Origin of the sequence: Cedecea neteri, assembly GCF_000757825.1 — a bacterium.
Lineage (GTDB): Bacteria > Pseudomonadota > Gammaproteobacteria > Enterobacterales > Enterobacteriaceae > Cedecea > Cedecea selenatireducens.
This window is the reverse complement of sequence record NZ_CP009451.1, coordinates 1265763-1278895: the sequence shown is the minus strand read 5'-3', so window position 1 is coordinate 1278895 and position 13133 is coordinate 1265763. Positions and strand designations below refer to the sequence as shown.

The following is a 13133-nucleotide window of genomic DNA, read 5'->3' as shown; positions in this document are numbered from 1 at the left end:
AAACCTAAGTTTTTTCTCCGGTAGTCGGGGGCGAAACTTAGGTTTTTTTTTAATTTTTTTTTATTAAAACAAGGGACGTTTACCATGTGCTCACACACAAAAATAACAGGCGGCATGATACTGCTGCTGAGTTTGGGAGGAATTCCAGATGCTTTGGCGGATTATTCCCACTATGACGGCGGGCTGCTCACGGACAGCCATCTCGACGCCACGTTAAAAAATGTCTGGATGCTTAACACGTCAGATGCGATGGCAGATCGGGGCATCGGGGACCAGATTGCCTGGGCTCAGGCGCTGCACCTGGACTGGCAAAGCGGCTGGCTGTGGGATCATGTTGGGGTCGATGCTTCGTGGTATGGGGTGGCTAAACTCTATGCTAACGACGCGTTCTACGGCAGGGATTTACTGCGGGATAAAAACGGTAAAGCACAGGGCTTCAATAAGCTCGGGCAACTGTACGCCAAAGCGCGCTGGGGCGATCCACAGCGCCACCTGTCGCTGTGGGCAGGCTGGCGGCAGCTCTATAAATTTGCCGCGCTAAATGTGACCCGCAGCCGCGCCGCGCCGAGTACCTGGGAAGGCGTTAGCTCTGAACTAGCCTGGGATGCCTTTGGCGCAAAGGCCGCCGTCGTTAACCGTTTTTCGGAACGAGATGAGCCGGAAAAGCGCCGTTTTAGAACCCTGAAATCCAACAAGCAAATTGACTATATCGCCACCGGAGAGCTGAGCTGGGTACCCGCTAAGGGCACTAAAATCAGCTATATCGCCGCCGAGAGTGATAGCTATCTTCTGCGTCACGGGCTTGAGGCCAACGCTCTCGTGCCGCTGACGGATGACTTCAACCTGCTGGCAAGGAGCACCTACTATTACGCCCGTGGCCTTAGCGAATGGGAGGGTGCCCGTGGGTTTAGCCGCAGCGCACAACACCTGTTTGCACTTGTCGGCTATCAGTACGGGCGTTCTGAATCCGGGTTCGGCTGGTCGCATACCCAGGCCAGGCTGGATAATGGTTTAGGCCACTTCTATTGGCATTTTGGTAAAAATACGAGAGGTGCCTTTAATAGCAAGGCCGACGGTGAAGGTAATGACTATATCAATGACGGGGAACAGATGCTGTATTTATACAGCCAGTATCAAATTTTGCCTGAGCTATTAGTCGGCGTGTACGGTAATTACGGCTTTGGCATGGAATATAAAGGCGTGAGTTTAAAAGAGTGGGAGTATGGCGGCTATTTTCTCTGGAATAGCCCGCAGATTAAAGGCTTGAATGTATTTGCCGGGTTCGGTCCGAGCTATAGCTGGAAATTAACCTCTGCCGGAGCGCCTTCTCTCGCCAGTGATAATAGTACTTTCCGTCGCGCGAAAGGCGTTGGGGGAAGTGTGCGCATTGAATATCGGTTTAATCTACTTTGATGACGTTATAAATAAGGAGTAAATATGAAAAAGAATATTATCGCCGGACTGGTGCTTACGTTAATGGCGGGCTCTGCCTTTGCCGCCGAGCGCCCCATGCGTATTCTGTTAGTCAATGACGATGGCTGCCAGTCGGTGGGGACAACCTCATTGCAGGAGAAACTGGCGGCGAAAGGGTATGACGTCTGGATGGTTGCCCCGGCCACTAATCAAAGCGGTATTGGCTCGGCCATTACCTTCAAGCCGAATAAAATTTTCGACGTCAAAAAGGTCGTTGATAAGCGCTACTGCTTCCCGGGTACGCCGGCGGACTCCCTTGATTTTGGCGTGCTGGGCGTGATGAAAGAGACGCCTCCTGATCTGGTTATCTCCGGCGTTAATGATGGGCCAAACACCGGCGTCGCGCAGCTTAATTCGGGCACTATTGGTGCTGCCGCTCGTGCTGTTCGTTACGGCTACCCGTCTATTGCCGCCAGCATTGGCTATATTCTCAGCGAGCAGGAGATAAAGGCTGGTTGGCCAAGTACCCATAAGTACTGGCCGGATTCCGTCGATTACGTCGCCGGGCTGGTGGATACGCTGGCAAAAACCTGGCAGCCGGGCAAGCCGGTTCTGCCCGCGGGGTCAGGTTTAAGCATCAACTATCCGCCGCTGGAAAAGAAGGCCGTTAAGGGCGTGAAATTTGTTGAGAACGAGCGTAACCCGGTGCCGCAGCACTATTACAAGCTGCTCCCGGACGGCAAAGCTCAGCAAATCATGAGTGAAAAAGTGCTGACGCCGGTGGACACTGACACCGATACCGGCTGGCTGAACCGCGGGTACATCACCTGGACCGTTTTTGACGGAGAGTGGAACGCCCCGCAGTTTGACGAACAGTACCGCAAGCTGTTTTCCGTGGAGGCTGAAGCCAAATAGCAACCCGGTGCCGCGATCGTTATCACGCTTTTCGCCCTGCGCGCTTGAGCGATATATTCTCCGTGATAGAGTGCGGAAGTTGGATTGTTACTGCGCTTAGCAGGCAAAACCTGATTATCTGGCTCTGCCAGAGGTCAGGTTTTTTTGTTTCTGGGGTAACCATGGAAATTGCCAAGATACTGAACAACAACGTAGTGGTTATCCTCGACGAGCACCAGCGCGAGCAGGTGGTAATGGGAAAGGGGCTGGGGTTTCAAAAGCAGCCGGGCGATAGCCTCGACCGCAGCAAGATAGAAAAGGTTTTTGCCCTGCAAAGCGATGAGCTGGTGGCGCGGTTAAGTGAACTGTTGAACCAGATCCCGCTGGAGGTGATGACCGCCTGCGACAGGATTATTCAACTGGCGCGTGAGCGGCTCGGCAAGCTGCAGGAAAGTCTCTACATTTCGCTCACCGACCACTGCCACTTTGCGATTGAGCGTCAGAAAAAGGGCATGGCCATTCGCAACGTGCTGCTCTGGGAGATCAAGCGCCTTTATCCCAGGGAGTTTTCCCTGGGCGTTGAGGCGCTTGGCATTATCGACCAGCGCCTTGGCGTGCGGCTGGCAGAAGACGAGGCAGGGTTTATTGCGCTGCACCTGGTGACCGCCCAGCTTGCAGGGGAGATGCCGGAGGTCATGGACGTTACTCGCGTGATGCAGGAAATCCTGCATATCGTGAAGTACCAGCTGCAAATTGAGTACCAGGAAGAGAGCCTTAGCTACCAGCGTTTCGTGACGCATTTGAAGTTTTTTGCCCAAAGAATGCTAAATCGTACCACCGTCGCGGATGACGACGAAACGCTGCACGTGGCGGTGAAAGAGAACTATCCGCTGGCGTGGCGCTGTGCGGAAAAACTTCAGCGCCACCTGGCCAAAAGCTATCAGCGTGAGCTGACCAACGAAGAAATAATGTTCCTCGCCATTCATATCGAGCGGGTACGTAAAGAGAGCCAAAAGGCTTAAACAACAAGACGGATTGTTACTGCTTCGGCAGGCAAAACCTGAGCATTAGCTTCCCTGCGGGGCGGCCGGCTCAGGTTTTTTTTTTAACCTTACTCAGCACATTTCGCCTGCGGGCGTGACGTAAAAGGAAAGCGGTTATGGACTATCAAGGGCTGGCGCAGGACATTCTGAAGCATGTCGGCGGGAAGGCGAACATCGTTAGCCTGGTGCACTGTGCGACCAGGCTGCGCTTTAAGCTGAAAGACAACGCCCTCGCGGACGCCGGGCTAAAGAATAATCCCGGCGTTATCATGGTAGTGGAGAGCGGTGGGCAATTTCAGGTGGTGATTGGCAACCACGTGCACGATGTTTATTCGGCAGTGTGTCTGGCTGCGGGCATCAATGAAGACGCCTCGCCACAGGAAAGCAAAGGGGAAAAAAACAATCCTTTGAACCGGCTGATCGACATTGTTTCGGCTATTTTTACACCTTTCCTTGGCGTTATGGCCGCCTCCGGTATTCTCAAGGGGATGCTGTCGCTTAGCGTCGTTTGTGGCTGGCTGAATACCGAATCCGCTACCTATAAAATCTGGTTTGCGGCCAGTGATTCGCTGTTTTATTTCTTCCCGTTGGTTCTGGGCTACACGGCCGGGAAAAAATTTGGCGGCAGCCCGTTCCTGACCATGGCCATAGGCGGGGCTTTAACGCACCCTCTGATTACTCAGGCTTTTGAAGCCGCATCCCAGCCGGAACGTTTTCTTGGTATTCCGGTGACCTTTATCAACTACAGCTCGTCTGTCATCCCGATTATCTTTGCCGCCTGGGCCAGCTGCTGGCTCGAAAAGCGCTGCAATAAGGTATTCCCGGCGGCGATGAAGAATTTTTTCACCCCTCTGGTCTGCCTGGGCGTCGTGGTTCCGCTTACGTTTCTGGTGATTGGCCCGGCGGCAACCTGGCTTAGCCAGATGCTGGCACACGGCTATCAGGCTATTTACGCCTTTGCACCGTGGCTGGCGGGAACCGTGATGGGGGCTATCTGGCAGATCTGCGTGATCTTCGGCCTGCACTGGGGGCTGGTGCCCATCATGATCAACAACCTCAGCGTGCTGGGTCACGACACGCTGATGCCGCTCCTGCTTCCGGCGGTGATGGGGCAGGTGGGGGCCACGCTCGGGGTCTTCCTCTCCACGCGAGACGCCAAACTTAAAGTGCTGTCAGGCTCGGCGGTCACCGCTGGGCTCTTTGGCATAACAGAACCCGCTGTATATGGCGTGACGTTGCCCAATCGCCGCCCCTTCATTTTTGGCTGTATTGCGGGGGGCATCGGCGGGGCTATCGTCGGCTTTAGCCAGAGCAACCTCTACTCCTTCGGGCTGGCGAGCATTTTCAGCCTGGCGCAAATGCTGCCTCCTGGCGGCATGGACAGCACCGTCTGGGGCGCGATTATCGGTACCGTACTGTCGCTGGTGCTGGCCTGCGGGTTGACCTGGGCCTTTGGCCTGCCGCGCAGCGTGCAGTCCGCTTCATTACCAACGGCCATAGCCGGAGATGACAGCATTCTGGCCCCGATGAGCGGCACCGTGCTGGAGATGGACCAGGTCCCTGACGCCACTTTTGCCGGGGGATTGTTAGGCAAGGGCGCGGCCATCATTCCGCTGAACAATGAAGTCCGCGCGCCGTTTTACGGTGAGGTTGCCTCGCTGTTCCAGACTCGCCACGCCATTGGCCTGCTGAGCGACAGCGGTATCGAAGTTTTAATCCACGTTGGTATCGACACGGTGAAGCTGGATGGACAGCACTTCACCGCACACGTCCAGCCGGGGGACAAAATTAAACCCGGCGATCTGCTGATTGAATTCGACCGCGAGGCGATCCTTGCCGCCGGGTACGATCTCGCCACGCCGATAATCGTCAGCAATAGCGATGATTACCAGGGTGTGACGCGCGTGGCGCAGCAGTCCACCCTCAATTCAGGTATGCCGTTCCTGACGGTAGAACGTTAAGCAAAGGAGAATGATATGACAGCATTTCCGAAGACATTTCTGTGGGGCGGCGCTATTGCCGCCAATCAGGTCGAAGGCGCGTGGCAGGAGGACGGGAAGGGCATTTCTACCTCGGACGTCATGCAGCAGGGGGTTTTTGGCGCGCAGAAGGAGCGCGTGCCGGGGGATAGCGGGATCAAAGACATCGCCATCGATTTCTACCATCGTTACCCGCAGGATGTTGCGCTGTTTGCCGAAATGGGGTTCAGCTGCCTGCGAATTTCTATCGCCTGGACGCGTATCTTCCCGCAGGGCGACGAGCTTGAGCCGAACGAGGCCGGGCTGGCGTTTTACGACAAGCTGTTTGATGAGCTGGCGCAGCACGGCATTCAGCCGATGGTGACCTTGTCCCACTACGAAATGCCGTGGGGCCTGGTTAAGCAATACGGCGGCTGGGGCAATCGCAAAGTTATTGACTGCTTCGAACGCTATGCGCGCTGCGTTTTCAGCCGCTATCAGCACAAGGTAAAGCTGTGGCTGACGTTCAATGAGATCAACATGTCGCTGCACGCGCCGCTGACCGGCGTTGGGCTTGAAGGCGAGCCGGAGAAAGGCGCAGTTTACCAGGCTATTCATCACCAGCTGGTTGCCAGCAGCCTGGCGGTTAAGGCCTGCCATGAAATCATTCCTGACGCAAAAATTGGCAATATGCTGCTGGGTGGCCTGATGTACCCGCTCACCTGCAAGCCAGACGACGTGCTGGAAACGCTGCAGGAAAACCGTAGCTGGTTATTTTTCGGCGACGTTCAGTGCCGGGGCTGCTATCCGGGCTATATGCTGCGCTATTTCCGTGATAACGGCATTCAGCTTGAAATCAGCGAGAACGATCGTGAGATCCTGAAAAATACCGTCGATTTTATCTCGTTTAGCTACTACATGACCGGCTGCGTCACGGCGGATGAAGAGCTTAACGCAAAGGCGCGAGGCAACATTCTCAGCATGGTGCCGAACCCGCATCTGGCAAGCTCCGAGTGGGGCTGGCAGATTGATCCGGTAGGGCTACGCATTTTGCTCAACACGCTGTGGGATCGCTATCAGAAGCCGCTGTTTATCGTTGAAAACGGCCTGGGGGCGAAAGACAAACCCGAAGCCGACGGTACGATCAACGATGACTATCGCATCAGCTATCTGAACGACCATCTGGTGCAGGTGGGCGAGGCAATTGAGGACGGTGTAGAAATGCTGGGTTACACCAGCTGGGGGCCTATCGACCTGGTCAGCGCCTCGAAGGCCGAGCTGTCGAAGCGCTACGGGTTTATCTATGTGGACCGTGATGACCAGGGAAATGGCTCGCTGGCGCGTTCAAGAAAGAAAAGCTTCCACTGGTACAAAGAGGTTATTGCCACCAACGGCGGCAGCCTCAAGCGCTAAGTTGTAACCACAGGAGGGCTCTTCACCTTGCCCTCTGTCAGGCGACATTCACCAGCCGCTGAATAAACCCGCGCAGCCACATCAGCGCGGCGTCGCTGTTATGGCGCTGATGCCAGAGCAGAGCGACCTCAAACGGCGGTATTTCAACGGGAACCGGGCTGGCAGTCAGCCCCCAGGTTTTCTGCCAGCTCTCTGACAGCCCCGCAGGCACGGTTGCCAGCGCGGGCATTTGCATCAGCAGGCCCGGCAGCGCGGCAAAATGCGGCGTAGTGTAGCTGACGTGGCGCGTCTGCCCGAGCTTCGCCAGCAGAGTGCCTATCTGGCTGCTGTTGGCTTCGCGATAGCTGACCAGCACGTGCTGATGGGCTACGTACTCTTCCAGCGACAGCGAAGCGCTGGCCTCTACTTGCTGCGGTTGCCAGAGCGTCACAAAACCCATGCTGGTCAGCACCTCCCGCTCCAGCCAGCGGGCGCTTTGATTCGCCACGCTTATCGACATATCCAGCTCGCCGCCTTCCAGCCTTTGAGCATCGGTAAACGGATCGCTTGCCACGACGTTAATGCGCATGCCCGGCGCATCCTGTTTCAGCGCGGGGATGAGTTTTGGCATCAGCCACATTTCAACCCAGTCGGTCATGCCGATGGTGACGGTCGCTTTGGCGCTGGCCGGGCAGAATTCCGCCTGCTGGAAAAGGGCACTTTGCAGCTGCTCCAGCAGGGGCATCAGCTCGGTGTGCAGTTCGCTTGCGCGGGCGGTGGGCTGCATGCGGTGGCCGCTGCGGATAAACAGCGGGTCGTCGAACATATCACGCAGCCTTGCCAGCGCGCCGCTCACTGCGGGCTGCCCGAGGTGCAGCTTGTCGGCCGCCAGCGACACGCTTTGCTCGCGGAACAGCACCGCAAAAGCGATCAGCAAATTAAGATCGATTTTGCGGAAATCATTTTCTTTGATAGTCATTATTTCTCCAATCAATTGGCGTGATGATACGCCCGACCGGATACTGACGGCAAGTTGAACAGGGCAGCATTGAAAGTTGAGAGCAGAATAAGGCTCGGCGAGAGGAGAGTGTTGCAAAGGCGCCACAAACCGTGGCGCCCGCGCTTTTAAAAGATCATTTTGAATACGCCGGTCACCACCAGCAGCCCAATGAGGAAGATGATCAGAATGGCCCATAAAATAATTTTCATTAGCGCTCCTTACCTTTTTGTTTGGTCTTTATGAGTATAGGCAAGGATACGAAGACGGGGGGAGTTGCCTCCCCGTAAACGGAATAATGAAGAAAAAAGCGGTGTTGCTGCGGACTAGCGCTGAGGTTTACCGGCCGCGAGCAGGAAGATCATTGGCCGTTCGGCCTCTTCTGCCAGGGCGGGATTAAGGGCTATTTGTTCGGCTTCCGGGCCCCATTCGTCCAGTTTTTCAAGCACAAAGCCGCTCTCAATCAGGGCATTTATCCAGCTGGCCAGTTTGCGATGCTGTTTTTTAACGCCTTCGGCAAACCAGTTGCTGATGCGCACGCCCTCCTGCTGATAATGATTTACCGGCCAGCTGCGCTGCCCCGCCTGATCCTTAAGCCAGGCCTGCTCCAGCGGCGCGGTATAGATCGGGTGTTCGGCGGTAAAGACTAGCTTGCCGCCCGGCACCAGCGCCTGGTAAAGCGTGGCGAACAGCGGGCGAATATCCTCCAGATAGTGGAGCGCCAGCGAGCTGTAGGCTAAATCGAGACTGTTCGCCGGAAGCTGCAGCGTGGCAAGATCTTCCTGCCGGTACTCAATGCCCGCCCCTTCGGTCATTTCACGAGCTTTCGCCAGCATGAGGGTGGAAACATCCAGCCCGACCGTTTTTGCTGCACCGGCATCACGCGCATAGCGGCAGAACCAGCCGTAGCCGCAGCCCAAATCCAGCACCTGCTTGCCCGCCAGCGGCGGCAGCATAGCCTGGACTTTTGCCCACTCAGGCGCGCCATCCAGACCCTTTATTGAGCGGTCCAGCGTGGCATAACCGGCAAAAAATGCCGGATCGTCATAGATATTTTGCGTCATAAATCCTCCGCATTGGTGAGGCCATCATTGGCCAGCAGGAATTTTAGACGCTACACCGCCGGAAAGAAAACCGGCTCCGGCGGCAAAACCGTTAAAAACCGAAATGGCTCAGCTCAGGATGATCGTCCGGGCGGCGGCCCAGCGGCCAGAAGAAAGCGCGTTCGCTCTCTTTGATCGGCGTGTCGTTGATGCAGGCGTGGCGGTTAATCATCAGGCCCTGCTCGTCAAATTCCCAGTTCTCGTTGCCAAAGCTGCGGAACCAGTTGCCGGAGTCGTCATGCCATTCATAGGCGAAGCGCACCGCGATACGGTTGCCGTCGTGCGCCCAGATCTCTTTGATCAGCCGGTAGTCCAGCTCACGCTGCCACTTGCGCGTTAAAAAGCCCACCACGGCCTCGCGGCCATCAACAAATTCTGCACGGTTGCGCCAGTGGGTATTCAGGGCGTAAACCTGCGAGACGCGCTCAGGGTCGCGGCTGTTCCAGGCATCTTCCGCCAGGCGGACTTTTTGTTTTGCCGTCTCAAGCGTAAACGGCGGAACCGGGGGTTTTACTGTCATGGTTTTGCTCCTGTGAATATGTAGACAGGTCTGTCTACGTATCTAAGCTAGCCTGGGTAGACAGATTTGTCTACATGCGTCATGATAGATTTTTAACAGGAGAGATCATGCCTACTGCGACCCCCGGCGCGCGCGACCGTATTTTGCAAACCGCGCACGATTTGTTTTACCGCGACGGCATTCGCGCCACCGGTATCGACCGAATCATCAAAGAAGCCAGCGTCACCAAAGTGACCTTCTACCGGCATTTTCCGGCAAAAGATGACCTGATCCGGGCTTTTCTGGATTATCGGCATCAGCGCTGGATGGCGTGGTTTAGCCGCACGCTGGAAGCACAAACTGGCGAAGGGAAAGGGCTGGCTGAGGCGTTAGCGGCCACTTTGCAGAACTGGTTTGAGGACGAGGCGTTTCGCGGCTGCGCGTTTATCAACTCGGCGGTAGAAATGGCAGAGGCGCTGCCGGAAACGCTGCCGATAGCCCGCGCCCACAAGCAGGCGATGGTGCAATACCTGGCTGACTATTTGCCCGATAGCGCAGGCGGCAGGCAGCAGGCAGCAATGTTGGCGTTGGTGATTGACGGGGCGATAGTCAAAGCCCAGCGCGACGGCAGCGGCCAGGAAGCTCTAATGCTGCTACGGGCGTGGCTTGCGTTGCTGCCCGTGGCGGAAGATTAATCGTCTTTTTGCCGGTGCTTAAACCACAGCCGGACGCCCACAACCAGCACCACCGCCACAATAAGCCAAATCCAGTGGCGCAGATGAGTATCCAGGCTGTGCAGCCACGGGCCGACCACTTCGCCGCCGAGGTAGCCGAGCGTCGTAAATAGCGTGGCCCAGAGGATGGCGCCGCAGATATTCAGCGGGATAAACAGCTTTGGCGGCAGCTTGCTGGCGCCGATGATAATCGGCCCGACGATGCGAAAGCCGTACATAAAGCGGCTACCTATTACGAACAGATAAGGGTGGCGGTTGATCAGCGCCTGCGCTTTGGCAATTTTCTTGTGATGTTTTTTAAAGCGTGCCAGCAGGGCGCTGCCAAAATGCCTGCCCACCAGAAACAGAACCTGATCGCCAATCATGCCGCCCAGCGCGACGGACGCCACCACCAGAGGGAACGTCAGGAGCCCCTGATGCGCGGCCACGCCGCCTAGCAGGGTAATGGTTTCACCTTCCGCCATGCTGCCGATAATCAGCGCGGCATAGCCATACTGTTCTATTAAGCCATTGATATCCATTAAGCAGGACTCTCCTCCATGTATACCCGTCATACTTCAAGTTGCAGGTGCGTTGGCTGCTCCCGCTCACCTCAGTCACATAGTTAGCTATGCTCCTGAGGATTCCCGGCCTTGCCGTCTTCCTGCAACTCGAATTATTTAGGGTATGAAATTTTCCCTCAAGCATACAACTCATCGCCGCCTGTCTGCACAGAATCAGAGATATTTTTTGGCTGGTTAAATAATAACCTGAAGGTGAATTATACTTGGTGTATCGCAAGCATTTGCGCCGCAGGTCCGGAGGTTGTATGAGCCATGTCTGGGGATTGTTTTCCCATCCTAATCGGGAAATGCAGGAAATCAGGCGCGAGAACGAGTCCGTCTCGCATCACTACACACACCATGTGCTGTTGATGGCGGCCATTCCCGTCATCTGCGCGTTTATCGGCACCACGCAAATCGGCTGGAATTTCGGGGACGGCACCTACGTTCAGCTCTCTATGTTTACCGGCTTGTATCTGGGTATTCTCTTCTACGCCTTGATGCTTGTCGGTGTCGCAGTAATGGGCCGGGTTATGTGGTGGATGGCGCGCAACTACCCGCAGCGTCCGTCGCTTGCCCGCTGTATGGTCTTTGCCGGCTATGTCGCTACGCCGCTGTTCTTAAGCGGGATAGTGGCGCTTTATCCGCTGGTCTGGCTGTGCGTAGCGGTAGGCGCCATCGCGCTGGTTTACACCGGCTATCTGCTCTACGTCGGCGTGCCGGACTTCCTTGGCATCGACAAAGAAGAGGGGATGAGTTTTTCCAGTTCAACCCTGGCGATTGGCGTACTGGTGCTGGAAGTGCTGCTGGCCGTCGCGGTTATCCTGTGGGGTTACGGGTATCGCCTGTTCTGACGGGGTGAATTATCGGAAAGTTTTGATATAACGTTACGATTCTTAACTGGCAGTAAAGCGGGGCGCCGGAGTATGATTCCGGCGCCCCGCATGTTTATATTATTCAGATGAATGCCTGCGGTGAGCCTATACTTTTCCGGAATCATTACAGAAGTGTCACCATGCCGACAAAAATCCGTTTATCGTTGTTCAGCCTTGCGCTGATGATGACTGTGCCTTTTGCCCCGCAGGCAGAAGCCAGCAAGGTCGCCACCCACGCGGCCAGCGCCGGCCAGGAGATAGCCTCCGGCAGCGCCATGATTGTCGATTTGCAAACCAATAAAATTCTTTATTCCAGCCATCCGGATCTGGTTCGCCCCATCGCCTCTATCACCAAGCTGATGACCGCGATGGTGGTGCTGGACGCCCATCTGCCGATGGATGAAATGCTGAAAGTGGACATCAGCCATACGCCGGAAATGAAGGGTATTTACTCCCGCGTTCGCCTGAACAGCGAAATCAGCCGCAGAAACATGATGCTGCTGGCGCTGATGTCCTCGGAAAACCGCGCGGCGGCGAGCCTGGCTCACCACTACCCTGGCGGCTACGAGGCGTTTATCCGCGCGATGAATGCTAAGGCGAAGTCGCTGGGAATGACCCATACCCGCTACGTCGAGCCAACCGGCCTGTCGATTGAGAACGTCTCCACCGCGAACGATCTGACCAAACTGCTGGTGGCGACGCAGAAATACCCTCTGCTGGGTCAGCTCAGCACCACGCATGAGGATATGGCAACCTTCCGCAACCCGGCCTATACCCTGCCGTTTCGCAACACCAACCATCTGGTGTACCGCGAAAACTGGAATATCCAGCTCACCAAAACCGGCTTCACCAACAACGCGGGCCACTGCCTGGTGATGCGCACCGTGATTAACGGTCGCCCGGTCGCGCTGGTGGTGCTGGATGCCTTCGGGAAATACACCCACTTCGCCGACGCTAACCGCCTGCGCAACTGGATGGAAACCGGCAAAGTGACTCCTGTTCCGGCGGCGGCATTAAGCTATAAGCGCTCTAAAGCGGCGCAAATAGCGAACAACACCGCGGCAGGATCGGAAGAAGAGTAATCAGTCCGGCAGCGTCCCGTCTCCACCGTTGAGGGGGCGCTGCATCATTAAAGTATCCCGCCAGTCGCCCAGCTTAAACCCCACGCTACGCAGCCGCCCGACGGTTTCAAACCCGTGCTGGCTATGTAATTTGCACGAGCCCGTATTGTTATCCCCGTCGCCAATCACCGCGATCATCTGCCGCCACGGCCCCTTTTCGCACAGGGTAATGAGCTCGCTCAGCAGGGCTTTGCCGATGCCGCGCCCGGTCATGCTGGCGTCGATATAGACCGAATCTTCTATCGTGTAGCGATAGCCGGGGCGAGGGCGGTAAACCGTGGCGTAGCAGTAGCCCACGACTTGCTCGTCAATCATCGCGACCAGCCACGGCAGGCCGTGAGCGCGAACCGCCGCCAGGCGCCCGGTCATCTGCTGTTCGTCAGGTGGGGTCTCTTCAAACGATCCTTTGCCGTTCAGCACGTGCCAGGCATAAATCGTTTTAATGGCAGGAATATCGTCGGGCGTTGCTTCCCTGATGTGGACTGAAGGGAAAGGCAACGTTTCTACTGCGGACATCTTTCGCTCCTTAGGCAGAAAAAAGGGTGAAGATAGTCTTCACCCC

14 protein-coding genes are annotated in these 13133 nt (G+C 56.1%); 8 read left to right on the top strand and 6 right to left on the bottom strand.

Going from position 1 to position 13133, the window contains the following annotated elements; all coding sequences use genetic code 11:
- Positions 1 to 153: 153 nt before the first annotated feature.
- The 5 genes from JT31_RS05730 to JT31_RS05710 all read left to right on the top strand — a co-directional run bounded on the left by JT31_RS05730 (position 154) and on the right by JT31_RS05710 (position 6721).
- Positions 154 to 1413, top strand: a complete 1260-nt coding sequence (locus JT31_RS05730) for an OprD family outer membrane porin (protein WP_235212923.1) — start codon at positions 154 to 156, stop codon at positions 1411 to 1413.
- A gap of 24 nt (positions 1414 to 1437) precedes the next feature.
- Positions 1438 to 2328 carry a 5'/3'-nucleotidase SurE gene (gene surE, locus JT31_RS05725; protein ID WP_038474416.1) on the top strand — a complete coding sequence of 297 codons (891 nt, stop codon included), beginning with the start codon at positions 1438 to 1440 and terminating at the stop codon, positions 2326 to 2328.
- 161 nt (positions 2329 to 2489) lie between these two features.
- The gene (gene bglG, locus JT31_RS05720) at positions 2490 to 3329 is read left to right on the top strand and encodes a transcriptional antiterminator BglG (RefSeq protein WP_038474413.1); all 840 of its coding nucleotides are present in this window, start codon (positions 2490 to 2492) and stop codon (positions 3327 to 3329) included.
- A gap of 137 nt (positions 3330 to 3466) precedes the next feature.
- A complete protein-coding gene (gene bglF, locus JT31_RS05715) occupies positions 3467 to 5311 on the top strand; it encodes a PTS beta-glucoside transporter subunit IIABC (RefSeq protein ID WP_038474410.1) in 1845 nt (614 codons plus the stop codon).
- A 15-nt stretch (positions 5312 to 5326) separates the two neighbouring features.
- Positions 5327 to 6721: a glycoside hydrolase family 1 protein gene (locus JT31_RS05710; protein WP_038474407.1), complete on the top strand. Its 1395-nt coding sequence runs from the start codon at positions 5327 to 5329 to the stop codon at positions 6719 to 6721.
- Positions 6722 to 6758: 37 nt separating this feature from the next.
- Here JT31_RS05710 and JT31_RS05705 read toward each other — a convergent pair whose 3' ends face one another.
- The 4 genes from JT31_RS05705 to JT31_RS05695 form a co-directional block, all read right to left on the bottom strand.
- Positions 6759 to 7679, bottom strand: a complete 921-nt coding sequence (locus JT31_RS05705; protein ID WP_038474404.1) for a LysR family transcriptional regulator — start codon at positions 7677 to 7679, stop codon at positions 6759 to 6761.
- Between the two features lie 146 nt (positions 7680 to 7825).
- A complete protein-coding gene (gene yohP, locus JT31_RS22985) occupies positions 7826 to 7909 on the bottom strand; it encodes a small membrane protein YohP (protein ID WP_008456306.1) in 84 nt (27 codons plus the stop codon).
- 114 nt (positions 7910 to 8023) lie between these two features.
- The gene (locus JT31_RS05700) at positions 8024 to 8761 is read right to left on the bottom strand and encodes a class I SAM-dependent methyltransferase (RefSeq protein ID WP_038474401.1); all 738 of its coding nucleotides are present in this window, start codon (positions 8759 to 8761) and stop codon (positions 8024 to 8026) included.
- Between the two features lie 91 nt (positions 8762 to 8852).
- Positions 8853 to 9320 (bottom strand): DUF1348 family protein, encoded by a 468-nt coding sequence (locus JT31_RS05695; protein ID WP_038474398.1) that lies wholly within the window; start codon positions 9318 to 9320, stop codon positions 8853 to 8855.
- Between the two features lie 107 nt (positions 9321 to 9427).
- Here JT31_RS05695 and JT31_RS05690 point away from each other — a divergent pair, with 107 nt between their 5' ends.
- Complete coding sequence (locus JT31_RS05690; RefSeq protein ID WP_038474394.1) at positions 9428 to 9994, top strand: TetR/AcrR family transcriptional regulator; 567 nt, start codon at positions 9428 to 9430, stop codon at positions 9992 to 9994.
- On the opposite strand, the gene JT31_RS05685 is transcribed toward JT31_RS05690, so the two are convergent.
- Complete coding sequence (locus tag JT31_RS05685; RefSeq protein ID WP_038474390.1) at positions 9991 to 10554, bottom strand: DedA family protein; 564 nt, start codon at positions 10552 to 10554, stop codon at positions 9991 to 9993. The two genes, JT31_RS05690 and JT31_RS05685, sit on opposite strands and share 4 nt — an antisense overlap.
- A gap of 287 nt (positions 10555 to 10841) precedes the next feature.
- Between JT31_RS05685 and JT31_RS05680 the strand changes: the two genes are divergently transcribed.
- A complete protein-coding gene (locus JT31_RS05680; RefSeq protein ID WP_038474388.1) occupies positions 10842 to 11429 on the top strand; it encodes a Yip1 family protein in 588 nt (195 codons plus the stop codon).
- A gap of 161 nt (positions 11430 to 11590) precedes the next feature.
- Positions 11591 to 12532, top strand: a complete 942-nt coding sequence (gene pbpG / locus JT31_RS05675) for a D-alanyl-D-alanine endopeptidase (protein ID WP_038474386.1) — start codon at positions 11591 to 11593, stop codon at positions 12530 to 12532.
- Here pbpG and JT31_RS05670 read toward each other — a convergent pair whose 3' ends face one another.
- Positions 12533 to 13087 carry a GNAT family N-acetyltransferase gene (locus JT31_RS05670; protein ID WP_038474384.1) on the bottom strand — a complete coding sequence of 185 codons (555 nt, stop codon included), beginning with the start codon at positions 13085 to 13087 and terminating at the stop codon, positions 12533 to 12535.
- Positions 13088 to 13133 lie beyond the last annotated feature (46 nt).